Raw genomic sequence first — 26,507 nt, 5'->3', positions numbered from 1 at the left:
GCGAACACCGTGGGCCCGGGGGTCCCGCGTAACGTAAGAGGTATGAGCGATCTCCCCTTCGGCTTCTCGACCGGCGACGACGACGATTCCGGCAAGCGTCGCGACGAGGGCAACGGACCCCGCGGAAACGATCCGTTCGGGTTCGGAGCGGGCGGCGCGGGCGGTGCGGGCGGCTTCGATCCGTCGCAGCTGGGCCAGATGCTGAGCCAGCTCGGGCAGATGATCAGTGGCATGGGCCAGGGCATGGGTCCCGGCGGCTCGCAGTCCGGCCCGGTCAACTACGACGTCGCCAAGCGACTGGCCCGCCAGCAGCTCGGCTCCACCATCGCCCCGATCGCCGCGGGAACCACCACCGCGGTGACCGACGCGGCGCACCTGGCCGAGTTGTGGCTCGACGGCGCTACGGTGCTGCCGGCGGGCGCCACCAAGACGGTCGCGTGGACCCCGAACGACTGGATCGAAGAGACGCTGCCCACCTGGAAGCGCCTGTGCGATCCGGTGGCCGAGCAGATCTCGGGCATGTGGACCGCGCAATTGCCCGAGGAGGCCAAGCAGTTCGCCGGGCCGATGGTCGGCATGCTCGGTCAGATGGGCGGGCTGGCGTTCGGCTCCCAGCTCGGTCAGGCGCTCGGCCAGCTGGCCAAGGAGGTGCTCACCTCCACCGATATCGGTCTGCCGCTCGGCCCGGCCGGTACCGCCGCGCTGCTGCCGACCGCGATCTCGGCGTTCAGCGAGGGGCTCGAGCAGCCCGAGAGCGAGATCATGGTCTTCCTGGCCGCCCGCGAGGCCGCCCACCAGCGGCTCTTCGCGCACGTGCCCTGGCTGCGTCAGCAGGTGCTCGGCGCCGTGGAGGACTACGCGCGCGGCATCAAGATGGACTTCTCCGCGATCGAGGAAGCCGCGCAGGGCATCGACCCGATGTCGCTGAGCGACCCCTCCAAGCTGGAGGAACTGCTCTCCCAGGGCACGTTCGAACCGCAGACCACACCCGAGCAGAAGCAGGCGCTCGAGCGTCTGGAGACCCTGCTGGCGCTGATCGAGGGCTGGGTCGACGTCGTGGTCGCCGACGCGGTGGGTGAGCGTCTGCCGGGCGCGAACGCGCTCTCGGAGACCCTGCGCCGCCGCCGGGCGACGGGCGGACCCGCCGAGCAGACGTTCGCCACCCTCGTCGGACTGGAGTTGCGGCCGCGCAAGGTGCGTGAGGCCTCGGCGCTGTGGCGCCGGCTCACCACCGACGCGGGGATGGAGCGGCGCGACAAGGTGTGGGAACACCCCGATCTGCTGCCCGATTCCACCGATCTCGATTCACCCGCCGGGTTCATCGACTCCATGATCGGTGGCGGCACCGGCGCTTTCGACGACCCGCTGGCCCAGCTGGCCGCGACCGAGGCGCGCGAGCGCGACGCGGCCGGTCTCGACACAGCGAAGTCCGAGGAGCCCGATTCCGACGAAACCCCGCGCGACGAAGGCGATTCCGACACGGACTCCGGTAAGTCCTGATCCGCATCGCCACCGAGGTCGGCGAGAAACTTCCGATCTCGGTGGCGCAACACGGTTCCATGGCTAACGTTTGTCGCGACACGCGGCGACGACCCGCGGTACAGCGGTTGTTCACAGGTCGGAATTCGCTGGCCGACACGCCGAAAGCCTGTGGATAACCGCACTTTCGACGCACTTCGCGCCGCCCTCGGATGCCGATACTTCTGGCATGACGACCACATCCCCACTGCGCGGGCCGATGCTCAATCCGCGAGTGACCACCCTGGTTCGCCCGTCCGGCACGGTCCAGCTGGGCTGGGACCCCGAACGCGCGCTGCTGCTGGAAACCACCGAGCACGACACCGGTACCGTGCTCGCTTTCCTTCGCCTGCTCGACGGCTTGCAATCGCGGCCCCAGATCATCTGGCGGGCGGGCGAATTCGGCATCAGCCCCGATCGCACCATGGGCATGCTCACCGCGATCGAGCGTGCGGGCCTGCTGCTCGAGCCCGAACCCGCGCTGGGCAAGATCCGCGCCGTCACCGTGCACGGCCTCGGCCCGCTCTCGGATGCCCTGGCGATCGGATTGCGGCGCATGGGTTTTCGCCCCACCCGCTCGCGCGAGTACCGGCCCGACAGGCCGCTCGGTACCGCGGCGGGCGATCTGGTGGTCCTCACCGACGCGTTGATGATCGACCCCGGACTGTCGGTGGATCTGGTGTTGCGCCGGGTGCCGCACCTGCAGGTCCGGGTCCGCGACGGGGTCGGCGTGGTCGGCCCGCTCGTGCTGCCCGGCGAGACCAGCTGCCTGCGCTGTGCCGACCTGACCCGGGCCGGATTCGACAACGACTGGCCGCATCTGGCCGCCCAGCTACTCGGCCGCACCGGGCACGCCTCCCCGGCGGGCATCGCGGCGACGACCGCGCTGGCGCTCGGCGAGTTGGAGGCGATCGCCGCCTGTTCACCCCGGCGTCCACCGCGCACTCTCGACGCCACCGTGGAACTGAACCTCGACACCCACGAGATCCAGCGCAGGCCGTGGCTGCCGCATCAGGAATGCGGATGCCGGAACATGACCTCACGAACGCCGGAAATCGCCCGGTGACGAGCGTCGCGTCGGTCGGTGTGAGCATTCTTATGGCACACACCCCGCGAGTTCGGCCATGATGGGTACCGTGTCCGAGATCGTGCGCCGCAGTTCCAGCCGCAATGCCAAGTTGGCCAAGATTCCGCTCGGCATCGCCGGACGAGCCGCTGTCGGGTTCGGCAAGAAGCTCGTCGGCGGTGACAAGAAGCAGATCAACGCGAACCTGAACCAGAAAGCAGCCGAGCAGCTGTTCACCGTGCTCGGCGAGCTCAAGGGCGGCGCGATGAAGTTCGGGCAGGCGCTGAGTGTGATGGAGGCCGCGGTCCCGGAGGAATTCGGCGAGCACTATCGCGAGGCGCTGACCAAGCTCCAGGCCGCCGCACCGCCGATGCCCGCCGAGACGGTGCACCGCGTGCTCGACCAGCAGCTGGGCACCAAGTGGCGGGAACGCTTCACGTCCTTCGACGACACCCCCGCCGCCTCGGCCAGCATCGGCCAGGTGCATCGCGCGGTCTGGTCCGACGGGCGCGCGGTGGCGGTGAAGGTGCAGTATCCGGGCGCCGACGACGCGCTGCGCGCCGACCTGAAGACGCTGTCCCGGATGACCGGGCTGCTCTCGTCGGTGATCCCCGGCGCCGATGTGAAGCCGCTGCTCGCCGAGATCACCGAACGCACCGAGGAAGAACTCGACTACCGCATCGAGGCCGCCAACCAGCGCCGCTTCGCCGCCGCGTTCGAGGGCCATCCCACCATCGCGATCCCGAAGGTGGTGGCGGGCGCCCCGAAGGTGATCGTCACCGAGTGGCTCGACGGCACCCCGGTGTCGGCGCTGATCAAGGCAGGCGCGGAGGACCCCGAGGGCACCCTGGCCCAGCGCAACCGGATCGCCGAGCTGATGGGGACCTTCCACTTCAGCTCGCCCGAACTGGTCGGCCTGCTGCACGGCGACCCGCACCCCGGCAATTTCCTGGTGCGGGCCGATGGCACCCTGGCCGTGCTCGACTTCGGCGCCTGTGCGCCGATGCCGGACGGCTTCCCGGAGATCCTGGGCCGCATGCTGGCCCTCGCTGTCGCCGACGAGCACGCTGCCCTCACCGAATTGCTCTACGAGCACGGCTGGGTCATTCCGGGCCGCGTGGTGACCCACGAGGAGATCGAGGCGTACCTGCGCCCGTTCAGCGACCCGATTCGCACCGACACGTTCCACTTCACCCGCTCATGGATGCAGCGGGTGGCGGGCAAGGCTTCCGAGTTCTCCAGCCCGGAGATGAAAACCGCTCGCGCCCTGCAACTTCCGGCCGAGTACCTCACCGTCTTCCGGGTGCTCGGTGGCTCGGTCGGCATCCTGGCCCAGCTCGACGCGGAACTCGGCTTCATGAACCTGGTCCGCACCTGGGTGCCGGGCTTCCGCGCCGAACAAGCTTCGTAGGGCGCCCCTCGCCCGGGGCGTCTCAGTCGACAGATGCCCTGGACGAGCGTCGGCCCACCGTGCACAGCACGTGCACGGCGATGCCGACCACGGCGGCCATCGTGACTCCGCTGCCGAGTAGCAGCTTCAGATCGGCGGGGAAGCCGCGATAGAGGGCGGGAACCAGAATCGGCAGCAGGCCCGCGGTGAGGGCCGCGGTGGTGGTGAGCAGGGTGGCGTCGTCGTTCAGGTCGACTTCGCGGAACAGGCCGATCGCGGAAGCGATGATCGTGGCGAACACGATGGCCGCCGTCGCGCCGACGACCGGGCCGGGCAGGGAATTCACGATGCGGCCGACCGGGGCCACGAACGCGGCCAGGATCAACATCAGGCCGGTCAGCGCGGTGACGTAGCGACTGCGAACACCGGTGAGCCGGATCAGCCCGATGTTCTCACCGCTGGTCACCATGGTGGGTCCACCGAACAGCCCGGAGAACAGGGAGGTGATAGCGTCACCGCGGATCGTGCGCCCGACCGTCGGCGCGGTGTCGATCTGCTTGCCGACCACCTGCGCGTTGAGCACCGTCTGTCCGGTGGCCTCGGCCATCGAGCCGATGCTGAACACCAGCAGCGGCACGGCCGCCAGCAGGTCGAAATGCGGCGCGCCGAACAGCAACGGCTGCGGCAGCTGCACTATCGCGTCACCCGGGGCGAGCGTGAATCGGCCGAGCGCGGCCGCCGCCGCGGCCCCGACCCCCATTCCGATCAGCACCGACACCCGTCGCCAGCCGGAAGGCAGGAAGCGATGTGCCAGCACTGTCGCCGCGATGGTCACCCCGGCGATGGTCACCGATCTGACCGGGGTGGGGTCGTCGGCGGAGGTGATCAGATTCGCGCCGACCTTCACCAGGTTCACCCCGATCACCAGGATCATGGCGGCGATCACGACCATCGGCAGGAACCGCACCAGTTTGCGCGCGATCGGTACCAGCGCGATGCCGGCGACCGCGGTGATCAGGACCGCGCCGGTGGCGGTGGCGGGGTCGTAGGTCTGCGCCGTCTGGATGAACAGCACCACCGCCGCGCCACCGGGCAGCATGACGAACGGCAGTCCGGCCCCGAGGCCGAACCGGCCACCGGACTGCAGGATGGTGCCGATACCGCTGAAAAGCAGTGCGCCACAGAGCAAGGCGCGGGCTGCCTCGTCGTCCAGGTTCAAGCTGCGGCTGATCAGCAGCACCGAGGTGAGTGGCATCGCGATCATCACCACCAGGTGCTGGAGCGCACCGGCGAAAGCCCTTCCCGCGGGTGGAATCTCGTCGACCGGCGCCACCACCGGTTCGGTCACCGCAGCCATGGGAGTTCCTCGGCGCGGTAACGATAGGCACGGAAGATCGCGTTGGAGATACCCGGAAACACCTGGGCGGTATCGGGATCGGGGTATTCGGTGAAGGAGGGCACCACGTACTCCCAGCAGATCTGCCGTTCCGGGGTCACCTCGAAGATTCGGCCGAACGCCGCCTCGGTGATCAGCGTGTTGCCGTTGGGCAGCCGCTGCGCGCCACCCATGAAGGGAGTGAAGAAAGCCTCACGCGGGGAGTCCTGATAGGTCCACCCGACTTCACCGGTAACAGCGTCTATTTCGACGACGCGGCTGTAGGTGACCGACTCACCGGTGCGGAAGGTGCCGTTGTCGAACACCAGGATCTTGCCGTCGCCGAGCGGGGTGGCGTGATGCTGTTGGGCGACGGTGTCGCGGTCGGCGAGCTCGGTGACCACGCCGGTGCGCCGATCGATCAGGATCACCGCGGAGACACTGCGCAGACTGGCCACCACCGTGTGCTCGTCGAGCGGGTGCACGCTGTTGATCAGCGGCCAGTGCTCACGCCAATAGTGCGGCTGCAGCGCGAATTCGGCGGGATCGAGATGCTCGACCGCGCGCCACTCCCAGATCGGCGCGCCGTCGGGGCCGACCTCGCGGATCACATCGGACCAGACGATCCCGTCGGCTTCGGTGCCGGGCACACCGCCCTGGATCCGTGCCGCGTCGGCGCCGGTGAGTGGCTGCACGGCGGCGTAGAGCACGCGCCCGTCGTCGTAGTGGTGGGCGTCGTGGTGGGCCAGATCGTCGCGGATCTCGGACAGCTGGGCACCGGCGTGGTCGTATCGGGCCATCGAACCGCCGGAGTACTTGCGCCACATGGCGAACAGGGGTGCACGGGCCAGGGTCGCGCCGTTGTAGGCGAGGGAGCCGTCGGCGAGGATGCGGGCGTGTCTGCCCGGGCGGTAGGGCAGGTGCCACTGGTGGACGATCTCGCCGTCGAGGTCGACCAGGTCGACTCGGCCGTTGCCCGCCAGCGGCGCGTAGAGCGTGAAGCCGGGCGAGGCCAGCTCGGCATCGCTGCCGATCAGCCCGATGCCCCGGCGCTTGAGGGTGTTCTGTTCCATGCCACCTCTTCCTGAATATTCAACCCCACTGAATATTCAGTAGAATCATGGAAACAGGAACCGTTCCGATCATGGTGCGCGAAACCTGCTCACCCCCTGGTCGGACACCGAAACAGCGGACCAGCACCGCTTGCGGGCACTGAAGATTCACTACAGTCACAGGCAAGACCGAGGACACGGAGGCGATCAGTGGCCAGTGAGCACATCCGGAATCGGCAGCTCGGCGCCGTGATCCGCGATCGGCGCCTCGCCGCTGAGTACACCCTTGCCCGCCTCGCCACCGAAACCGGTCTGTCCCAGTCATTTTTGAGCCAACTCGAGAACGGCCGGACCAACACCAGCCTGCGCTCGCTCCAGTTGATCGCCGACGCCCTCTCGACCACCGCCACAGCCCTGCTGGCCGCGGCCGACGACACGGCGCCCGCGGCCGTGGTCCGCGCCGCCGACGACACCGCCCTGCCTCAAACCGAGCCCGGCGCGGGCACCGTCCGTTCCCTCGTCCACGGTGACCGCGACTTGCGCGCCCTGGAATTCACCGGCGGCACCGATCGCGGTGACCGCGATTTCGTCCACCGATCCGATGAGATCATCCACGTGATCCGCGGCCGGATCTCACTGATCGCCGACGGCACCGAACACGACCTCGGCGCCGGTGACACCTATTACTGCCGCGCGGGTGAGAAGCACCGGTGGTGGGCGCACTCCCCGGACACCACCACATTGGTCCTCGCCGTCGCCGACGGTCGCACCGTCAAACGCGCATCCCGCATATAGCAAAACGAACCGCTCACCATGACGAGGTGAGCGGTTCGTTTGCGGTACAACCCTTTTCCCGGGTTCATGCCATGATCGCGACCTTGCGCGGGCGACCGCGGGGGCGCTTGCGGGCGATCACGACACCCTGGTCGAAGATCTCACCGCCCCACACGCCCCACGGTTCGGCACGATCGATGGCCGCGGTCAGGCAGCCCTTGCGGATCGGGCAGGCCGCGCACAGTTCCTTGGCCTGCTCGAGATCGGTGGGGCTCTCGGCGAACCACAGATCGGGGTTTCCGCCCCTACAGGGCAGAGTCTTGGTGGTGACCTCACGGACGCGAGGGGTCTGCGCCACGGTTCGGCATGTCACGTCAGTAGTGGCCGTCGGCCAGTCCTGGGCGGTGAACACGTCGTTCTCCTTCAGCTCGTTTGCAGCGGTCGAATGTTCGGTGTGCGAACCCGGTGCCAACGGCTGAGGAGCCGAAATAAAGATGGCCACGGATTTCGCTTCTCGCGATCCGTGGCCAGGAGGTCTGGGAGGTGTTCCCTACCTAGTTCGACATTTCTGTCGAGACCTGATCACGGTCGCTGGGTGGACGCGGAGGCGGATTGCGCCGATGAACTCCGGTGCGTAACCGGCTTCATCAGCGAGTGCTGCCGGTGCCGAGACGGCGGCCGGCTGCCAACCCACGCTGGGCTTGTCCTGGAGACGAATCGGAGTGTGCTGATGAATGACAGTCATCGGCACAGCTTTGACAGCGCCGCCGGACAGGCCGGTCCCCTGCAGAGCGAGGACCCCCCGGGAGGCGGACATGACAAATGCGTTCACCAGGACGCGATTGCTCATCGCATCGAACGTGGTGTTCGTGTTCGTGTTCATGTGTCTGCCTCCCTCCTGAACTCGTGTGTGAACAATTACCGCGCACCGGGATCACTCTCGGTGCGTGTTCTCCACCATAGGCAATGATCGAGAACCTAACAACTTATTTTCTACCTGGGGTTTTGTGCTGTTGCCCGCAAACGTGACGCAACGATGGCGAGCACATCGGCACCGTACTGTTCGATCTTCTTCGCGCCGATCCCCGCGATGGCCGCCAGCGCGGCGTCGTCGGCGGGCAGCTGTTCGGCGATCGCGGTGAGGGTGGTGTCGGTGAACACCACGAAGTCGCGCCGCTGCAGCGCTTCGGCCTTCTCGGCGCGCCATTCCTTCAGCGCTTCGAGCAGCTGGGGGTCGGCCTCGCCCGGGCAGCGCCTGCAGCGGCCGAGCATGGTGGCATAGGTGCCGATCAACGGCTTGAGGCACACCCGGCACAGCGGACGTGGGGTGTCGGCCCCGACCGGGACCTCCACGGCGACCCGCGAGGCCGAGGAACTGTCCGGAATCAACCCGTTGAGGAAGCGCGACCGGGTCACCGGCCGATAATCCCCACCCGCTTGCAGCCGCCGCTGGGTCCACGACAGGCTCAGATGTTCGCGAGCCCGCGTGACACCGACGTAGAGCAGCCGGCGCTCCTCCTCCAGCCCGGCTTCGTCGACGGGTGCGTTCTTCCGGCCGAGCACATGGAAGATCGGCAGCGTGCCGTCGGTGAGCCCGGCCAGGAACACCGCGTCCCATTCCAGGCCCTTCGCCGCGTGCAGCGAGGCCAGGGTGACACCGTCGACGGTGGGCGGATGCTTGGCCTCGGCGCGCGTCGCGAGCTCGCGCAGCAGCGCGGTGAGGTCCATGTCGTCGTCGTGGCCGACCAGTTCCTCGGTGAGCTGCACCAGCGCCAGCAGCGAGGACCAGCGTTCCTTCGCCTGCGCACCGGCCGGTTCCTCCGCGGTGAGCCCGACCGGCGCCAGCGCGGCCCGCACCAGCGTGATCAGCGCCGATCCACTGCGCGCCTCGTCGGGCAGGTCGTCGCGGGCGTCGACCTGACGCAGCGCGGACACCGCCTGCCGCACTTCCTGACGCTGGAAGAATCCCTCGCCACCGCGCACCTGGAACGGGATCTCCCGCGCGCCGAGCACCTGTTCGAACGGTTCGGACAGGGCGTTGGTCCGGTAGAGCACCGCGATCTCGGACGCGGGCGTTCCGGCGGCGATCAATTTCTCGATCCGCCCGGCGACCGCGACAGCCTCGGCCTGCGCGTCGGCGTACTCGGCGAATTCCGGTTCGGGACCCTCCGGCCGCTGACCGATCAGGGCGAGGCGGGTACCAGCGATACGTCCGCGCGCGGCGCCGATGACCTGGTTGGCCAGCGCTACCACCTGGGGTGTCGACCGGTAGTCGCGTTCGAGCCGCACCACGGTGGCGTCGGGGAAGCGCCGGGAGAAGTCGAGCAGGTAGGACGGGGTGGCCCCGGTGAACGAGTAGATGGTCTGGTTGGCGTCGCCGACGACGGTGAGGTCGTCGCGCTCGCCCAGCCACGCGTCGAGCACTCGCTGCTGCAGCGGCGTCACGTCCTGGTATTCGTCGACGACGAAACTGCGATAGCGACCGCGGAATTCGTCGGCGACGGCCGGGTAGTCCTCGAGCGCGGCCGCGGTGTGCAGCAGCAGGTCGTCGAAGTCGAGCAGCAGGCCGTCGGCGGAGGCTTTCGCGGATTCGTAGCCCTGGTACACCTCGGCGACCTTGGCCACGTCGACCGGCGCGTCGCGATGATGTCTGGCGGCGGCGGCCGGATAGTCCTCCGGAGCGATCAGCGAGGCCTTCGCCCATTCGATCTCGCTGAGCAGATCGCGCACCATTTCGGTGGAGGCACGCAGCCCCGCCCGCTGCGCGGCCTGCGAGACGATGGGGAACTTGCTGTCGATCAACCGCCACGGCACATCCCCCACCACCTGTGGCCAGAAATACCGCAACTGCCGCAGCGCCGCGGCGTGGAAGGTGCGCGCCTGCACCTGCCCGGCCTCGCCCCCGAGTCCCATCGTGCGCAACCGGTTGCGCATCTCCCCCGCCGCCCGTGCCGTGAAGGTCACCGCCAGCACCTGGTCGGCCTTCACGTGCCCGCCCGCGATCAGATGCGCGATCCGATGCGTGATCGTCCTGGTCTTACCGGTCCCCGCACCGGCGAGAACACACACCGGCCCCCTCGGTGCCCGCACCGCGGCGGCCTGTTCCGGGTCGAGGGCGGTGAGATCGAGTGCTGGCACGCGCACCATCATGACAGCGCCCCCCGACAACTTCCCGCGACGCCCGCCGATCCCGCGGCTACGGCAAGGAACACCGCGCACCCTTGCGACGTTGCACATCGCGTGACTGAAGCAACCCCAGATCTGACGATGTACTCGACCACGTGGTGCGGCTACTGCCGGCGCCTGCGGACCCAGCTCGACGAGGCGGGCATCACCTACTCGGTGATCGATATCGAGGACGACCCCGCTTCGGCCGAGTTCGTCGGCAGCGTCAACAACGGCAACCACGTCGTGCCGACGATCAAGTACCGCGACGGCTCCACCGCGACCAACCCGTCGTTGGCCGCGGTCAAGCAGGCATTGGCCGCGCAGCAGGCCTGATTCGCCGAGTCAGTCCGCCCAGGACTCGATGATCGAACGCGCGATCGAGATGGACCCGGGCACGAGCAGCCGGGCGCCGGGTTCGCGCGCCGACCAGTCGCCGACCCGCAGTGCCGCGCGGACCTCGTCGCGGGTGAACCAATGCGCCTCGGCGATCTCGCCATCGGAGAACACGAGTTCCTGGGCGGGATCGCCGACCGCGGCGAAGCCGACCATCAGCGAGCGCGGGAACGGCCACGGCTGGCTGCCGAGGTAGTGGATATCGCGCAGGTCGACGCCGACCTCCTCGCGGATCTCGCGTTCCACGCAGTGCTCGAGCGATTCGCCCGCTTCGACGAAGCCGGCCAGCAGCGAGAACATCGTCTCCGGCCAGCTCTGCTGCCGGGCCAGCAGCACCCGATCGGCGCCGTCGTGGACCAGGCAGATGACGGCGGGGTCGATCCGTGGGAACTCTTCCTCACCCGCGGCGGTCAGTCGCGACCAACCGCCGCGCGCCGACGTGGTCGCCGTGCCGTCACCGCCGTGGTACCCGGCCCGATCGTGCCAGTTGAGCAGCGCGTACGCCGTGGACAGCAGTTCCGCGGTGAAGTCGTCGACGGCGCCGAGGGTCCGCAGATCCTTCAGGGTGCCGTCCAGATCGTTCGCTCGTACCGCCCACAGGTGGCTGCCCTCGACAGCGCCGAGGAACACCGCCCCCTCACCGGGCTCCTGAGCCACCGAGACGGCCGCGTCGAGGACGATCTTGCCGTCCTCCACCCGCACTTTCCCCCGCGCGTCGATACGCAGAATTTTCGCTTTCCCCCACCCTTCGCGCAGGGCACCGGGATCGAGCCGGGCGTGCTCGGCCCGGTCGATGGTGGAACGTGACAGCAGCGGAACGTTTTTCAGCCGGAACGACACAGTGCCGAGCATAGAGCGAAGACGCAGGTACGGCTCAGGCCGGGCGGCCGACTACTTTCCGGCGCGACGGATGTAGAGCAGTTTGTCGCCGGTGTCGAGGGCATCGACCTCGGGTTCGCCGACCCGGATCAGCGCGCCGTTGCGCACCACACCGAGCACGATGTCGCTGAGATGGCGCGGCGATCCGCCCACTTCACTCGCCTCCACCTCGCGTTCGGCGACGGCGAAGCCCTGCTCGGGCGTGAGCAGGTCCTCCATCATCTCCACGACCGTCGGTGTGGTGGTGGCGATACCGAGCAACCTGCCCGCGGTCTCCGAGGACACCACCACCGAGTCGGCGCCGGACTGACGGACCAGGTGGGTGTTCTCCGCTTCGCGGATGGCCACCGAGATCTTGGCCGTCTTGTTCAGTTCGCGCGCGGTGAGCGTCACCAGCACGGCGGTGTCGTCGCGATTGGTGGCGACGACGACCGCGGCGGCCCGCTGCACACCGGTCAGTCGCAGCACATCGGACTTGGTCGCCGAACCGTGCACGGTCACCAAGCCCGCGGCGGCGGCGGCCTCGAGCGCGATGGGGTCGGTGTCGACCACCACGATGTCGGACACCTGGATCCCGTCACCGACCATCGCATCGATCGCGGTCCGGCCCTTGGTGCCGTAGCCGACGACGACGGTGTGATTACGCACGGTGTGCCTCCATCGCTGAATCTTGAATGCCTGCCGCGACCGTTCGGTCAGCACGCCGAGAGTGGTACCGACCAACACGATGAGGAACAGGACGCGCAGTGGGGTGATGACGATGATGTTCACCAACCGCGCCGACGGGGTCACCGGGGCGATATCGCCGTAGCCGGTGGTCGACAGCGACACCGTGGCGTAGTACATCGCGTCCAGGAACGACAGCTCGTCGCCGGTGTTGTCGCTGTAGCCGTGGCGGCCGACGTAGACCACGGTCGCGGCGGTGAACAGCAAAGCGATCGCGAACAACACGCGACGGGTGAGCGAGACCCACGGGCTGGACTGCGCCGCCGGGATCCGCAACAGACCGACCAGGGCGTAGTCGGGACTGCTGCTCAACCCGACCGGGTTGCGCGTGTCACCGAACATGCTGCTCCTGTATTTCTGGCGGCTGGGCGCCGCGGGTTTTCGGCCTGGGCGACTGCGCCGCCGAGCGACCGGCCTTGTTCACCTCGAGCTTGTCTCGGCGATCGCAACACTATCGGCTCAATGGGGCTCGTGTGGATCGGTGTCGGCGTTTTCGGGTGCGGCGTCGCGAATGAGGCGCTCCAGTTCGGCGGGGCCCGCCAGTTGCGCGGGCGCGATGGTGCGGCCGGAGCGGATGTAATGGAATGCGGCGCCGACCCGTTGGAGCATCCGGGCCTCGGTCTCGCCGGTGCGGGCGGCCATCAGACGGGCCCAGGCGAGGCGGTAGACGGCCAGCTGCACGGCGACGGCCGGCTCGTCGGCGGGGCCGGGTTCGGCGCCGGTCTTCCAGTCGACCACGATCCAGCGGCCACCGGGTTCGGCGAAGACGGCGTCCATGCGGCCGCGAATCACCGTGCCCGCGATGCTGGTTTCGAAGGGCACTTCCACGTCGACCGGGTTGCGGTGCGCCCACGGTGAGCGGCGGAAGGCGGACTGCATGGCGGCGAGTTCCTGGTCGGCGCGTCCCCTTTCGGTGGTGCTGTCGGCGGCGCCGGGCAGCTCGTCGAGGCCGAGCAGCTGTTCGGTGCCGAACCAGGATTGCACCCAGGCGTGAAAGGCGGTGCCGCGCCGGGCCATCGGGTTCGGGGGGTACGGGAGCGGGCGGCGCAGGCGGGCGGCCAGGCGGGTCGGGTCGGCGCGAAGTTCGACGAGCGCGGTGGCGGGAAGCTGGCCCGGGAGTTCCACCCGCTGCTCGGCGAGCTCGGCGGCGGTGAACTCGGCGAGCAGCGCGTCGACATCGTTGACCCAGCCCTCGGGGTCGTCGATCTCGACCTGATCGCCCTGCGTGCTGTCGGCAACGGCTGTGCCGCTGCGTAGTTCGTCGAGCGCGTCACGCACGAGCGCGGCGCCCTGCTCGATGGGATCGCGACGGTTGCCCAGTGGGTCACGGGGCCACGGGGCGGTCGGCGGGTTGTCGGCGAAAGGGTTCACCGCGTCCGGCGGTGGCTTGTCGTCCCAGCGGGCGATGGTGGCGACGCCGTAGGCCTCGCTGCCGGGGTTCTCGTTCGCCTCCTTGAGCTCGAGCAAGAAGTCCGACGGGCCCTTCTGCGAGGTCCCCGTCTCGGGCCAGTGATAGGCCGAAACCAGCAGCACCCGTTCGGTTCTGGTGAGCGCCACATAGAACAGGCGCCGTTCCTCGTCGAGTCGGCGGCTCTTGAGCGCGTCCTTGTGATCGGCGATCGCGCGTTCGAGTTCGGAGCGGTCACCCACGGCGCTCAAGTCCAGGACGGGCACGCCCTCGGACGCGTCCGGCTGGGCGCGGTCGCCGCGCAGCGTGGTGGGGAGTTCGGTGAGCGCGCCGAGCCAGGTGCTCAGTGCGGTGGTCGACGGGAACACCGTGGCGCTCACGTGCGGCACCGCGACGACTTCCCATTCCAGACCCTTGGCGGCGTGCACGGTGAGCACCTGCACCCGGTCGCGCGCGACCTCGACTTCGCCCGGCTCCAAACCGTTTTCGACCGATTCCGCCGCGGTGAAGAAGGCGAGCAGGCCGCTCAGCGATGCCCGGGAATCGGCCGCGTACCCGGCGACCACCTCGGCGAAGGCGTCGAGATGCTCGCGGCCCGCGCCGCCACCGGCGATCGCGCGCCTGGCCTGGGTCTCGACCCCGACGCCGATGGTCCGTTCGACATCGGCGACGAGTTCCACCAGCGGCTGCCCGCTGCGTTCCCGCAGTGCGGCCAGCTCCTCGCTCAAGGCCGCGATCCGCGTGAACCCGGCCTCGGAATACTGATCCGCCGCACCGGGATCGGCGATGGCGTCGGCGAGACCGGCCTTCTCGGTCGGCTCGGGGGCGACCTCGCGCAACGCCGTCGCGAGTCCGGCCGCGTCGGTGATGGCGTCGGTGGCACCCGAGACGCTGCTGATGGACAGCATCTGCGCGCGCCGCGCCAGCGCGGCCAGATCCGCCACCCCGATCCGCCACCGGGCCCCGGTGAGAATCCGAACCGCCGCGCTCCCGGTCCCCGGCTCGGCGATCAACCGCAGGGTGGCGACGATATCGGCGACCTCCGGCGTCGCCAGCAACCCACCGAGCCCGACGATCTCCACCGGCAACCCCTGCTCCCGTAGCGCCTCTGCCAGCGGCGCCGCATCGGCGTTGCGCCGGATGAGCACTGCCGAGGTCGGCGGCGGGGCCTCGTTCTCCCGCGCCGTCGCCCACTCGCGCGCGATCCGCTCGGCGATCCAGTCCCGCTCCTGCGCGATGGTTTCGGTGAGCGCGAACTCGACGACCCCCGCATGCGATTGCGGCTTGGCCCGCAACGCGTCCACCGTCGCCCCGCCGGCCGCCCGCGCCACCGCCCGTAGCGGGTCGGCCACCAGGTTCGCCAATGCCAGTGCTTCGGGCGGGTTGCGCCAACTGGTCAGCAGCGGCAGCACCGGCGCGGGCACCCCTGGCGCAGCGGGGAAGTCCGTGGCGAATCGCGGCAGGTTGGCCGCCGAGGCGCCACGCCACCCGTAGATGGATTGCATCGGGTCACCCACCGCCGTCACCGCGAGCGCTCGCGGGGCGGCTGCCTCCGGCACGGTGCGACTGCCGCCGTCGCGAGCCGACGGCTCGCCTCGCGGCCGTTCGCCGCCACGCTCATCTGCGCTCGGCATCTGCGAGCCATGGTGATCGGCCGGAGACCGCGTGCCCACCATGGCGTCTTCCCGCTCGTCCATCGCGAACAACGTGTCGGCTTCCCGTGTTCGAGCGGGGTGCGCCTCACCACGGATCCGCACCGGCTGTCGCTGCCGATCCCGTTGTACCGCTTCGGCATTGCCGAACAGGGCCGACAACAGCACCCGTTGCGCGTGGCCGGTGTCCTGGTACTCGTCGAGCAGGACCAGCTTGAAGCGCGCGCGTTCGGCGGCGGCGACTTCCGGATGGTCGACGGCCAACTGCGCGGCCAGCGACATCTGGGAGCCGAAATCCAGTGCGCCACGGCGATTCAGGGCCTCGGCGAGCTGGCGAACCAGCGGGAGCAGGGCCACACGCTCACGTTGCGCGGTCACCACGCCGGCCAATGCCTGGCTCGGTCCACCGCGTTGCCGGGGGCCCGCGGGCAGCGTGTAGACGAGTTTCTCCAGCTCCGCGTGTGCCTCGGCCAATTGCTCCGGTTCCACCAGGTGTTCGGCGAGCTGCCCGGACAGGGCGAGCACCGCCTCGGTCACCGAGACCGGCGTGCGATCGGTGTCGAGATCGCCGTCCCAGGAACGCACCACCTCGTGCGCGAGCTGCCACAGCTGAGTCTGGGTGAGCAGCGCCGCGGAGGGCTCCACCGGCAACAACAGCCCGTGCGCGGTGAGCAGCCTGCCCGCGTACGAGTGGTAGGTGCTGATCTCGGGCTCGGCTCCGGCGACGATCGTGCGCAACGCGCCACTGGGATCGATCTCGCGCAGCAGCGGCGCTCCCGCCAACCGGGCCAGCCGGGTCCGGATCCGGGAGGTCAACTGCTGGGCGGCTTTTCGGGTGAAGGTCAGCCCGAGCACCTCGTCCGGGGCCACCAGCTGGTTGGCCACCATCCACACCACGCGCGCGGCCATCGTCTCGGTCTTGCCCGCGCCCGCGCCCGCGACGACCAGTGTCGGCTCCGGTGGCGCCGCGATGACCGCCGACTGCTCATCGGTCGGGGGCGGCAGGCCGAGCGCGTCGGCCAACCGTTGCGGGGTGACGCGCACGCCGCTCACTCGTCGGTCACCTGCCGTCCGGTGTCCTGCACCGGGCAACTGCCCGCGACCGGGCAGTGCCTGCACCCGTCGTTGCGCACCGCCAGATAGCCGGGTCCGCGGGTCGCGTCGGCCGCGTCGTGAATGGTGGTGCGCCACTGATCGAGACCGTCGCCGTCGAGCGCGCTCTGTGTCCGCTCGGCCGCGCCGGTCTTGCGGTTCGGCTTGGCGACATAGACCAACCGCGCGCCACCGGGGTCGACCACGGGGGCCGGCTCGTCGGACTCGTCCTCGTCCAGCGCCCCGTGCGCGGCGGCCACCTGGTAGGTCGCCAGCTGCGCGTGATCGGCCACCGCCTTCTCGCTGACCGGCGTCTTGCCCGTCTTCACATCGACGATGACGAAGCGCCCCTGCGCATCTCGTTCGAGCCGATCGATGCGCCCCCGAATACGCACGGCCCGTGCGCCTTCCGTGCGCGCGGGCAGCACGCAGTCCACCGGCACCTCCACCCCGGCCTGGGTGAGTTCGCCGCGCGTGGTGCGCACCCAGGCGAGGAAGGTCTCCAGCATCGTCTCGGTGCGGCGCAGTTCCTGGCGCGAATGCCAGCCGTCGGCCGGGTCGACCGTTTTCCACGCCTGATCCAGCGCCGCCCGCACCTGCGCCTCGGGGACATCGCCCGCCAGCGCCTGCACGAGCGTGTGCACGAGATTGCCCTTCACGGCATGCGGGTTGTCGCCGTCGGTGCCGCCGTGCCGTTCCAGCGCCCAGCGCAGTGGACAAGTCCGCAGCAGTTCGACCGTCGACGGTGACAACCCGATCGGCGAGTCGTCGTCCCAGAGTTCGCGCTGCGAGCTGAGTTCGGCGGTGCCGTACCAGTCGCCGGGGTCGGTACCTGGCACGCCCGCGTCGGCGAGACGCGCCAGTTGCCGTGCGGCCCGGTCACGACGCTCGGGGTCGGCCCCGGGATCACACACCACCCCGCGCAGTTCGGCGACCAGCGCGTGCATCACCAGCGCCCGCCCGGGATCGGCGACCGGCAGCGCGCCGGGTTCGCCGCTGTCGTCGTCGCCGACGAGTTCGGCGAGAAACCGCGAGGGCACCAGATCCTGGTCTCCCGCCACGGATTCGACGGCGGTCACCAGCAACGATCGCCGTGCGCGGCTGCACGCCACGAGCAGCAGCCTGCGTTCCTCGGCCAGGATCGGCGCCGCCCGGCTCACGGTCGCGCTCGGATCGACCCCGGCCACCAGGTCGACCAGATCCTCGGTGTGCAGCAACGTGCCTCGCGAGCGCGGGTTGGGCCAGATGCCCTCCTGCACGGCCGCGACCGCCACCACGTCCCATTCCCGGCCCGCCGCGGCATGCGCGCTGAGCAGGGTCACCGCCTCACCCTCCGCGGTCAGCGGCCTGCCCTGTTGCGCCAATTGCTGGTGCAACAGATATTCGACGAAACCGTCGATGCTCGCCTTCGGCAACCGGTCGACGTAAGCGGCTGCGGCATCGAACAATTCGACGGCCGCGTCGAGATCGCGATCGGCCTGCATGCCCGGCGCCCCGCCGCGTCGCGACTGCCGGAACCAGCGTCGCTCCAGCCGCGAATTCGTCCACAACGTCCACAGCACGTCTTCGAGACCCTGCCCCCTGGCCTGGGTCTGTTTCGCCTTCGCCACCGCACGCAACACGCGACGCAGCGGCGCCGCCTCGACCTCGGTGAGCCCGTCGAGCAGGCGTTCCTCGCCGATACCGACGATCAGGTCGCGCAGCACCTCGGCCGAGGACTGATCGATCAGCGGCACCGCGGGCGACTCCGGGCGCACGGTTTCCACGACAGTGTGCGCGGCGGGCGGGTTTTCGGCATCGAGGAGGTCGATATCGTCGGGCAGCCGTTCGGCGAGATCCCAGTCCGGTTCGGGTTCCGGGCGCAGCGGATCCTCCGGGTCCGGGGGCGGCAACCAGTCGTCGTCGACCGGATCCGGTTCGGGTTCGGCGATGTCGGGCGCGGGCGCGGCTTCGTCCCAGAGCAGGAACTGGTCGCCGCCGTCGACGAAGGGTTCGGCGAGCGCACCTGTGCGTTCCAGGTCGAGCACGCTGCGCCGCACACCGCGACGCAACCGGCGCAGGGCGATCTGGTCGGCCCCGCCGAGCGGCCCGGACAGCAGATCCATCGCGTCGTCGGGCGAGAACATCGCATCGATCGCCCGCCGCGAACCCGGCCGCGACGAATCCCCCGCCAGCAACACCCGCAGCGCCAGCACCATCCACGCCGCGCCGCGCCGGCGGGCCAACGGCTCGGCCACCGCGGGCCTTCGCACCGGCACCCCGGCCGCCAGCAGGGCCCGCCGCAACGGCGCCAGCGACAACGGCACCGACCGCACGATCACCGCCATCGCCGACCACGGCACACCATCGGTGAGGTGCGCGCGGCGCAGATGGTCGGCGATCAGCGCCGCCTCCTTCGCCGGAGTCGACAGCACCCGCACTCGCACACTGGACTCGTCGGCGGGCGGCAGATCCGCCGGGGGCGCCCACTCGTCATCGGGCGGCGGTTCGTCCTCGGGCGGCAGATCCTGCGGCGCCGGCCACCGATCTGGTTCCGCGCTCGGGCCCACATGCGCGAACAGATCAGGCTCACCGTCGAGTTCCCGATCCTGGCCGGCAGCGGGCTCGGGTGGTTCGTTCTCCTGTCCCGGGAGCATCCGGTGCCGCGCACTCCCCGGCAACCTCGCCGCGATGCGCGCGTTCGCCACGCGGATCGGCGCACCACTGCGATGGTTGTGGCGCAGGATGATTCGCCGCTGCGCGACGGTGTCGAGATCGGTGAGGAAATGCGAATCCGCGCCGCGGAAGGTGAAGACCGCCTGGTCCGGGTCGCCGGTGACGACAGTGCTCGCGCTGCCGCTGCCGATGGCGCGCACGAGCGTCGCGGCCTGCGGGTCGAGGTGCTGGGCGTCATCGACGAGCAGGTAGCGGATCCGATCGCGTTCGGCGGCCAGCAGGTTCCGGTCTCCGGCGAGAGCGTCCAGCGCCGCGCCGACCAGCTCCGCGGCATCGAGAGCGGGCGCGGTGGCCTCGGGCGCGGCGACACCGACCGACCAGCGCAGCATCGACGCCTGCTCGTACCGCTGGAAGAAGCGTCCGGCCGCCACCCACGCGTCGTTGTCGTGCTCGCGACCGAGTGCCATCAGGTCTTCCGGGCCGAGCCCCCGCTCGGTCGCGCGCAGCATCAGGTCGCGCAGTTGCTCGGCGAACCCGCCCAGGGCCAGTGCGGGCTGCAATCGCGGCGGCCACAAGCCGCCCGCCCCGGCGTCGATGTCGGCGAGATCGCCGCGCAGCATCTCCCGGATCACCGCGTCCTGTTCGGCGCCGGTGAGCAGCCGCGGCGGCGGATTGCCGTGCAGATCCGCGTGCCGGCGCAGCACCGAGAACGCATAGGAGTGCAGCGTGCGCACCATCGGTTCCCGGCTCGCGCCCGGAATACCACCCGCGGCGGGCCCCAGCTGGTGGGTGATCGCGTCCCGCAACGCCGCGGCCGCGTGCTTGGTGTGGGTGAGGACCAGCACCGACGCCGGGTCGGCACCGTCGACGATCCGCGCGGTCACCAGGTCGACCAGCAGCGCCGTCTTGCCCGTGCCCGGACCGCCCATCACCTGCCACGGACGCCACCCGGGACGCGGCGGCGCGGGCTGGGCCTGCTCGGCGAACAGCGCGCGAACGGACGCACCCCAGGCCCGCGGCCGGGGCGCCCGCGTTGTCCGGCGCACGAGTCGCACCGAGCTATCCGATCGCACCACATCGGCTATTGCAACAGACCAGTCCGACACACCGGCGCACCCCTACCGCCGGGGACGCGCTGCGTGACCGGGCGCGACCGGCCAGAATGGCAGTTGTGTCGTCGCTTCATGTGCACCGATTCGGCCCCGCCGACGGTCCCGTCGTCCTCGCCCTGCACGGTCTCACCGGCCATGGCAACCGGTGGGAAACCCTCGCCACCGAGCATCTGCCCCAAGCCAGGATCATCGCCCCCGACCTGCGCGGACACGGCCGTTCCACCTCGCTGCCGCCCTGGGATCTCGAAACGATCGTCGCCGATCTCGCGCAGCTGTTGCGCGCCGAGACCGACGGCCCGGTCGTCGTGGTCGGCCACTCCTTCGGCGGCGCCACCGGCATCCATCTGGCGCGGCAGCACCCCGGTCTCGTGCGGGCGCTCGTCCTGCTCGATCCCGCCATCGGCATCGACGCGAAGCTGATCGAGCAGGTCGCCCTCGCCAACCTGGCCTCCCCCGATTACACCGATCTCGCCGAAGCCCGCTCCGACAAGCAGGTCAGCGCGTGGGGACCCGACGAGGTCGATCCCGAGGCGCTGGAACGGGAGCTGGCCGAGCACCTCGTGCCGACCGAGGGCGGCCGGGTCGGCTGGCGCATCTTCCAACCGGCGATCACCTCGTACTGGGGTCAGCTGGCGCGACCGTTCGTGCTGCCGCCCGCCGACCTGCCGACGGTGCTGGTCCGCGCCGCCAAGGTACAGCCGCCGTACGTCACCACGGAGTTCCTCGACGCCCTCACCGCCCACCTCGACACGTTCACGGCCGAGGTCTGGGACTGCGACCACATGGTCGCCCAGGCCCGCCCCGCCGAGACGGCCGCGCTGATCGCCGCGGTGCTGTAGCCCGATGGCCGTCACGACAGAGGAACAGGTGGAGAAGGTCCGCGAACTCGTCGCCGCGATTCCCCCCGGCCGGGTCAGCACCTACGGCGATATCGCCGCGGCGGCCGGACTCTCCTCTGCCCGCACGGTCGGCTGGATCATGCGCATCGATTCCGCCGACCTCCCCTGGCACCGGGTCATCGGCGCGTCCGGACGTCCCGCCGCCCACCTGGCGGCTCGTCAGCTCCGCATCCTCGCCGAGGAGGGTGTTCCGATCGTCGACGGCCGGGTCGTTCTCCGCACCGCGCGGCTCTGAGCGCGATCGTTTCCGCATTCGCCCGCCGGCTCCCGGCGGGACAGGAGCGGCACGCTCGGCTGCGGGGGCTCGGGCATCGGGGCCGCGCCCACTAGCATGACTTTCGTGCCGATCACCCGATTCCGAGTCAGTCGATGACCGCCGATGCGATCGTGCTCGCCGGTGGGCGAGCCAGTCGGATGGGTGGGGTCGACAAACCGGCGATCATGATCGGTGGGCGGTCGATGCTCGACGCCGCGCTGGACGCCGTGCGCGATTGCGCCGAGGTCGTCGTGGTCGGCCCCCATCGCCCCGCACTCGATGCGCGGTTCGGGCAGGTTCGCGAGGTGCCGCCGGGTTCGGGCCCGGTCGCGGCGATCGGCACCGGCCTCACCGCACTCGGCTCCACCGCGCCCTTCGTCGTCGTGCTGGCGGCCGACATGCCCTTCCTGACCGAGGTGACCGTCCACGAATTGCTGCGCAGCGCTACCGAGTCCACCGCCGATGCCGTTTTCGCGATCGACGCTTCCGGTCGCCCGCAGTACCTCGTCGGTGTCTGGCGGCGCAGTGCGCTGGTGGCGGCGCTGGCCGGACTGGATTCGCTGGTGAACCAGCCGATGAAGGCCATCGTGCCCGCCGAGACCGTCCTGGTCGAGCTGCCCGGCATCGCCGACTGCGATACCGAAGAAGAGGTCCGCCGCGCACGCGAGTTCTTGGCCACCGACCGCGAGTCGGCCCGCCTCGACCTCACCGAAGCGCGCGAGCGTATCGGTTCCGGCCTGACGCCCCTGATCACCTACGAGGCCGCACTGGGCGAAGTCTGCGGTGCCGCGCTGGCGGCCCCGATCACCGCCGCGGGCCCGCTCCCCCGGTTCGATGTCTCGGCCATGGACGGTTACGCCGTGTGCGGCGATGGCCCGTGGCAGTTGCGCCGCGACATCGGATTCGCGGGTGGCGCGCGGCCGCAGGGCCTGCGCCCCGGCGAGGCGGTGCGCATCGCCACCGGCGCCCATGTTCCGGACGGCACCACATCGGTGGTGCGCGACGAATTCGCCGCGATCACCGGCGACGAGCTGGCCCGCCTCCCCGACAGCCCGATCCGCGGGGATGTCCGAAAGAGCGGCGAGGACAGGAAGATCGGCGACCTCGTCGCACCGGCGGGCACGCGGGTCACCGCCGCCCTGCGCTCGGCGGCGGCCTCGGTCGAGGTCACCACCGGCACGGTGCGCGGACCGGTGCGTGCGCGAATCGTCATGACCGGCGACGAGATTCGCAGCACCGGCCCACTCCAGACCGGCCAGACCCGCGACTCGATCGGGCCTGTCCTGCCAGATCTGCTCGCGGGCTGCGGCGTTCGCGTCACCGACCGGGTTCATCTGCGCGACACCGCCCATGGCTTCGACGACATGCTCACCGGCACCGCTGATTTCGACCTGCTGGTCGTGGTCGGCGCCACCGGCGGCGGCGCGGCCGATCAACTCCGTACCGCCATCGCCCGAGCCGAAGCCCGCGTCCTGGTTCCCCGACTCGCTCTGCGCCCAGGCGGTTCCACCGTCGTCGCCGAACTTCCCACCGGCCCGACCGTCCTCGGCCTCCCCGGCAACCCCTTCGCCGCCATCGCCGTTCTCCTCGCCCTCACCCCCGCGATCGTCGCCGCCCGCACCGGCGCCCCCCTGCCCCGAAAGATCCTCGGCCCGCTCCACAACGCCGCCGACATCGCGGCCCCGGTCCCACGCATCACCCCCGCCCGCTATGCCCCCGACGGCGGCTGGCTCGGCGACCCCACCGTCCGCACCGCCCACCTCGCCGGCCTGATCGACCGCGACGGCCTGGTCATCGTCGCCCCGAATGCCACCGACGGATCAACAGTCGAATTCATCCCGCTCCCCTCATGACCCGGACTTCTGACAATGAACGAGATCCGATCTCGCGGTAATTCTCGCATTGTCACAGAATGGCGAAGTCCCGGATAAATTGGTCGGGCAATCACGCCGGAGCATGCCTGACACGCCGCATTCACACAGGTCAGAAACCTATTTTTGCCGCAGGTCTATCCACGTGCCGTGATGGTGCTTATTGTTGGACCAGTCAGGCGTGGGACGCCCCGCACGCGAGGTGGATTGCGTCGGACAGTGCGTTGAAGGCTTAATCACTTATCCCTCGGAAAGGACCGTGTGGAGATGGCTGACAAGTCTAAAAAAGCACCGAAGAAAATGCCCAAGCAGATGCCGCGCCAGCAGCAGGAGCAGCGGCAGGAGCAGGGGCAGGACTCGCAAGGGATGACGCGAGCAGGCCAGGACGATCGGCGTGATCAGCAGCGCCGCCCCGGCCATCACTGATAGACGTGTGTCGACGAGCCGCCGGTATCGCTACCGGCGGCTCGTCCACGTCATGCCCCGATGCTCAGGAGCTCGCCTGCCTCGGATCCGTCCCGCCCACGCCGAGCCGTCGACGGATCGGGAACGGGCACCGCGTCGACCAGGCGGCGGGTGTACTCCTGAGCCGGTGCGGCGAATACCGCGCGCCTCGCCGGTTTCGACGATCCGGCCCTGCCGCAGCACCACAACCCGGTCGGCGACCTGGTGCACCACGGCCAGATCGTGACTGATGAACAGGCTGGCGAAGCCGTATTCGGCGCGTAGGTCGGCGAAGAGGTCGAGCACCTGCGCCTGCACCGATACATCGAGCGCACTGGTCGGTTCGTCGGCCACCAGCAGTCGCGGTGCCAAGGCCAGCGCGCGGGCCAGCGCCACCCGCTGACGCTGCCCGCCGGACAGCTCCCCCGGCCTGCGCTGCGCGTAATCCCTGGGCAGTCGCACCGATTCGAGCAGGTTCTCGACCTTCGCCTGCAACAGAGTCCCCGACGCGGCCCGATGCACCTGCAACGGTTCGCCGATCGACTCGGCGACAGTGCGTCGCGGATCGAGGGAGGCACTCACATCCTGATGTACCAGCGCGACATGCTTGCGCAGTCCACGTAGTTCGCGCCGCGACAGTCCGGCCAGCGGAACACCTTGCAGCTCAACCCGTCCCGAGGTCGCGGGGACGAGCCCGAGCGCGGTGCGCCCCAGCGTGCTCTTGCCCGACCCGGATTCACCGACCAGCCCGAGGACTTCACGGGGCCCGAGGGTGATCGAAATATCCTGTAGCGCGGGGAAAGGCGCACCGCCGTGGCGGCCCGGGTACACCACCGACAGATCGTCGATCCGGAGCACGTCGCGGTATTCGGATTCGCCTCGCCCGCCGCCCTTTTCCGCGACAACAGCAGGCCCACGCACGACGACCCGTCGCAGAATCCGGCGAACACCGCGTTCCGACGGTTCTGCGGGGGCGTTGTCATCCGGTTCGTCCGCGAGAGCCTCCGTCTCGAGGTCGAGGCGATCGGACGCGCCGACCACGTCGGCAGCCTCACTGACCTCGGCATTGCCCGTGTCGACCCGGTTCGCATCATCCGCGTCAGCGGCAGGTTCCGGTTCCGCACCCCGCGACGACACCGCGGGCAAGCGTGGCACCGCCGCCAGCAGCGTCCGCGTGTAGTCCTCGCCCGGTTCGGCGAACAACCCGAACACCGTCTGCTCCTCGACCACCCGCCCCTCGCGCATCACCACGACCCGGTCGGCGATCTCCGCGACCACCCCGAGGTTGTGGGTGATGAACAGGATCGCCGTCCCGCGCCGGCGTTGCAGGGAGCGCAGCAGTGCGAGGATCTCGGCCTGCACGGTGACGTCGAGTGCGGTGGTCGGTTCGTCGGCGATGAGCAGTGCCGGCTCACCGGACAGGGCGAGCGCGATGACCACGCGCTGTTTCTGCCCGCCGGAGAGCTGATGCGGGTACCAGTCCAGGCGCTTGTCCGGCTCCGGGATATCCACGGCCGTCAGCAGTTCGATGGCGCGGGTTCGCGCGGCGGCCTTGTCGGTCACGCCGTGCGCACGCAGCGCCTGCGCGAGCTGGGTGCCGATCTTCTGCACCGGGTTCAGCGCGGTCTGCGGCTCCTGGAAGACCATGGCGGCCTTGGTTCCACGCAGGTCCCGCAACACCGGTTCGGCGGCGCCGACGACCTGTGTGCCCGCGAGCCGGATCGACCCGCCCGCCCGCGCGGTCTCCGGCAGCAGCCCGAGCACCGATCGCGCGGTGAGCGACTTGCCCGAGCCGGACTCCCCGACGAGGGCGACGACTTCGCCCCGGCGAACCCGCAAGCTCACCCGGTCGACCACCGTCTTGTCGCCGAAACTCACCGTCAACTCGTCGATGTCGAGCACGGGGTCGAGCTGGTCGGATGGTGTACTCATGCCAATCTCCTTGCCCGGCCCAATGCTTGGGCGATCAACAGGAATCCCAGGGTCAGCGCGGCCACCACGACCAGCGGTCCGATCGCGATCCACGGGTTGGCGTCGAGGTTGGCGATCGAGCCCGCGATCAGCGAACCCAGCGACGGCTGCGGCGGGAGCACGCCGATCCCGATGAAACTCATCGCACCTTCGATGAACACCGCCACCGACAGCGACAGCGCGAATTGCACGCCGAGCGGTTCGATCACATTGGGCAGCACATGCTTGCGCAAGGTCCACCAGGTATCGGCGCCGATCACCTCGGAGGCTTCGACGAACGGCTGTTCGCGCACGGCCAGTACCGCCGTGCGGATCTGCCTGCCGAAGATCGGGATCTCGGCGGCGACGATCACGATGACCACCGCGTGCCAGCCGGGCCCGGTGATCGCGGCCAGCGTGATCCCCAAGATCAGTGTCGGAAAGGCCAGAATCAGGTCGAACACCCGCTGGACGGTCACGTCCGCGATCGGGTGGACGGTCGCGGCCAGCCCGACCAGCGCACCGATCAGGGCGCCGATCGGCACCGCGAGCAGCGCGATCAGCAGGTCGATCCGGATACCGGCCAGCACCCGCGCGGCCACGTCACGGTTGAGGTGGTCGGTGCCGAGCCAGTGCTGCGCGCTGGGGCCGAGCAGGTTGGCGCCGGGGATCTGGGTGAGCGGATCGTAGGAGCTGAGCAACCCGGCGAACACCCCGGCCAGTGCCACCACAGCGACCAGCAGTACCCCGGCCAGTCCCTGCCCACGGCGCAGCGCGCGCAAGGGTCCCTCGTGCCGTGGTGATTCATGCACAGTTACAGCGTTTTT

20 protein-coding genes are annotated in these 26,507 nt (G+C 69.8%); 9 read left to right on the top strand and 11 right to left on the bottom strand.

Annotation, left to right across the window (positions count from 1 at the left end):
- Positions 1–42 precede the first annotated feature (42 nt).
- From ACFWFP_RS00530 to ACFWFP_RS00520, 3 genes are all read left to right on the top strand, one after another.
- Entirely contained in the window at positions 43–1,500 is a 1,458-nt protein-coding gene (locus ACFWFP_RS00530; RefSeq protein WP_379292400.1) for a zinc-dependent metalloprotease, read from the top strand.
- A 208-nt stretch (positions 1,501–1,708) separates the two neighbouring features.
- Entirely contained in the window at positions 1,709–2,584 is an 876-nt protein-coding gene (locus tag ACFWFP_RS00525) for a TOMM precursor leader peptide-binding protein (protein WP_379292399.1), read from the top strand.
- A gap of 61 nt (positions 2,585–2,645) precedes the next feature.
- The gene (locus ACFWFP_RS00520; RefSeq protein ID WP_379293708.1) at positions 2,646–3,995 is read left to right on the top strand and encodes an ABC1 kinase family protein; all 1,350 of its coding nucleotides are present in this window, start codon (positions 2,646–2,648) and stop codon (positions 3,993–3,995) included.
- 22 nt (positions 3,996–4,017) lie between these two features.
- Here the strand turns inward: ACFWFP_RS00520 and ACFWFP_RS00515 are convergent, their stop codons facing one another.
- Positions 4,018–5,331, bottom strand: a complete 1,314-nt coding sequence (locus ACFWFP_RS00515) for a uracil-xanthine permease family protein (protein ID WP_379292398.1) — start codon at positions 5,329–5,331, stop codon at positions 4,018–4,020.
- The gene (locus ACFWFP_RS00510; protein ID WP_379292397.1) at positions 5,319–6,422 is read right to left on the bottom strand and encodes an aryl-sulfate sulfotransferase; all 1,104 of its coding nucleotides are present in this window, start codon (positions 6,420–6,422) and stop codon (positions 5,319–5,321) included. The genes ACFWFP_RS00515 and ACFWFP_RS00510 overlap by 13 nt, the downstream gene beginning before the upstream one ends.
- A gap of 189 nt (positions 6,423–6,611) precedes the next feature.
- Between ACFWFP_RS00510 and ACFWFP_RS00505 the strand changes: the two genes are divergently transcribed.
- The gene (locus tag ACFWFP_RS00505; protein WP_379292396.1) at positions 6,612–7,196 is read left to right on the top strand and encodes a helix-turn-helix domain-containing protein; all 585 of its coding nucleotides are present in this window, start codon (positions 6,612–6,614) and stop codon (positions 7,194–7,196) included.
- Between the two features lie 64 nt (positions 7,197–7,260).
- Here the strand turns inward: ACFWFP_RS00505 and ACFWFP_RS00500 are convergent, their stop codons facing one another.
- The 3 genes from ACFWFP_RS00500 to ACFWFP_RS00490 form a co-directional block, all read right to left on the bottom strand.
- Complete coding sequence (locus tag ACFWFP_RS00500) at positions 7,261–7,587, bottom strand: WhiB family transcriptional regulator (protein WP_379292394.1); 327 nt, start codon at positions 7,585–7,587, stop codon at positions 7,261–7,263.
- A 138-nt stretch (positions 7,588–7,725) separates the two neighbouring features.
- Positions 7,726–8,058, bottom strand: a complete 333-nt coding sequence (locus ACFWFP_RS00495) for a hypothetical protein (RefSeq protein ID WP_379292393.1) — start codon at positions 8,056–8,058, stop codon at positions 7,726–7,728.
- 110 nt (positions 8,059–8,168) lie between these two features.
- Positions 8,169–10,325, bottom strand: coding sequence for an ATP-dependent DNA helicase UvrD2 (locus ACFWFP_RS00490; protein WP_379292392.1), 2,157 nt, complete (start codon positions 10,323–10,325; stop codon positions 8,169–8,171).
- 117 nt (positions 10,326–10,442) lie between these two features.
- Here ACFWFP_RS00490 and ACFWFP_RS00485 point away from each other — a divergent pair, with 117 nt between their 5' ends.
- Positions 10,443–10,676, top strand: a complete 234-nt coding sequence (locus ACFWFP_RS00485; RefSeq protein ID WP_143876199.1) for a mycoredoxin — start codon at positions 10,443–10,445, stop codon at positions 10,674–10,676.
- Positions 10,677–10,685: 9 nt separating this feature from the next.
- On the opposite strand, the gene nudC is transcribed toward ACFWFP_RS00485, so the two are convergent.
- From nudC to ACFWFP_RS00465, 4 genes are all read right to left on the bottom strand, one after another.
- Positions 10,686–11,588, bottom strand: a complete 903-nt coding sequence (gene nudC, locus ACFWFP_RS00480) for an NAD(+) diphosphatase (protein ID WP_379292391.1) — start codon at positions 11,586–11,588, stop codon at positions 10,686–10,688.
- 39 nt (positions 11,589–11,627) lie between these two features.
- Positions 11,628–12,683, bottom strand: coding sequence for a potassium channel family protein (locus ACFWFP_RS00475; RefSeq protein ID WP_378632844.1), 1,056 nt, complete (start codon positions 12,681–12,683; stop codon positions 11,628–11,630).
- 117 nt (positions 12,684–12,800) lie between these two features.
- Complete coding sequence (locus ACFWFP_RS00470) at positions 12,801–16,454, bottom strand: ATP-dependent helicase (protein WP_379292390.1); 3,654 nt, start codon at positions 16,452–16,454, stop codon at positions 12,801–12,803.
- Complete coding sequence (locus ACFWFP_RS00465; RefSeq protein ID WP_379292389.1) at positions 16,451–20,194, bottom strand: ATP-dependent helicase; 3,744 nt, start codon at positions 20,192–20,194, stop codon at positions 16,451–16,453. The genes ACFWFP_RS00470 and ACFWFP_RS00465 overlap by 4 nt, the downstream gene beginning before the upstream one ends.
- 116 nt (positions 20,195–20,310) lie before the next feature.
- On the opposite strand from ACFWFP_RS00465, the gene ACFWFP_RS00460 reads away from it, so the two are divergent.
- The 4 genes from ACFWFP_RS00460 to ACFWFP_RS00445 all read left to right on the top strand — a co-directional run bounded on the left by ACFWFP_RS00460 (position 20,311) and on the right by ACFWFP_RS00445 (position 23,712).
- Complete coding sequence (locus ACFWFP_RS00460; protein WP_379292387.1) at positions 20,311–21,099, top strand: alpha/beta fold hydrolase; 789 nt, start codon at positions 20,311–20,313, stop codon at positions 21,097–21,099.
- Between the two features lie 4 nt (positions 21,100–21,103).
- Positions 21,104–21,394, top strand: coding sequence for an MGMT family protein (locus ACFWFP_RS00455; RefSeq protein WP_379292386.1), 291 nt, complete (start codon positions 21,104–21,106; stop codon positions 21,392–21,394).
- Positions 21,395–21,528: 134 nt separating this feature from the next.
- On the top strand, positions 21,529–23,268 hold the full coding sequence (locus ACFWFP_RS00450) for an NTP transferase domain-containing protein (protein WP_379292385.1): 1,740 nt from the start codon (positions 21,529–21,531) through the stop codon (positions 23,266–23,268).
- A 285-nt stretch (positions 23,269–23,553) separates the two neighbouring features.
- A complete protein-coding gene (locus ACFWFP_RS00445; RefSeq protein ID WP_378920493.1) occupies positions 23,554–23,712 on the top strand; it encodes a hypothetical protein in 159 nt (52 codons plus the stop codon).
- A 30-nt stretch (positions 23,713–23,742) separates the two neighbouring features.
- Here ACFWFP_RS00445 and ACFWFP_RS00440 read toward each other — a convergent pair whose 3' ends face one another.
- Both ACFWFP_RS00440 and ACFWFP_RS00435 read right to left on the bottom strand, forming a co-directional pair.
- Positions 23,743–25,662, bottom strand: coding sequence for a dipeptide ABC transporter ATP-binding protein (locus ACFWFP_RS00440; RefSeq protein WP_379292384.1), 1,920 nt, complete (start codon positions 25,660–25,662; stop codon positions 23,743–23,745).
- A complete protein-coding gene (locus ACFWFP_RS00435) occupies positions 25,659–26,492 on the bottom strand; it encodes an ABC transporter permease (protein ID WP_379292383.1) in 834 nt (277 codons plus the stop codon). Before ACFWFP_RS00435 ends, ACFWFP_RS00440 begins: the two co-directional genes overlap by 4 nt.
- Between the last annotated feature and the right edge of the window lie 15 nt (positions 26,493–26,507).

The sequence above is a fragment of the Nocardia sp. NPDC060249 genome, from assembly GCF_042728755.1.
Classification (GTDB): domain Bacteria; phylum Actinomycetota; class Actinomycetes; order Mycobacteriales; family Mycobacteriaceae; genus Nocardia.
This window is presented reverse-complemented; position numbering and strand designations above follow the sequence as displayed.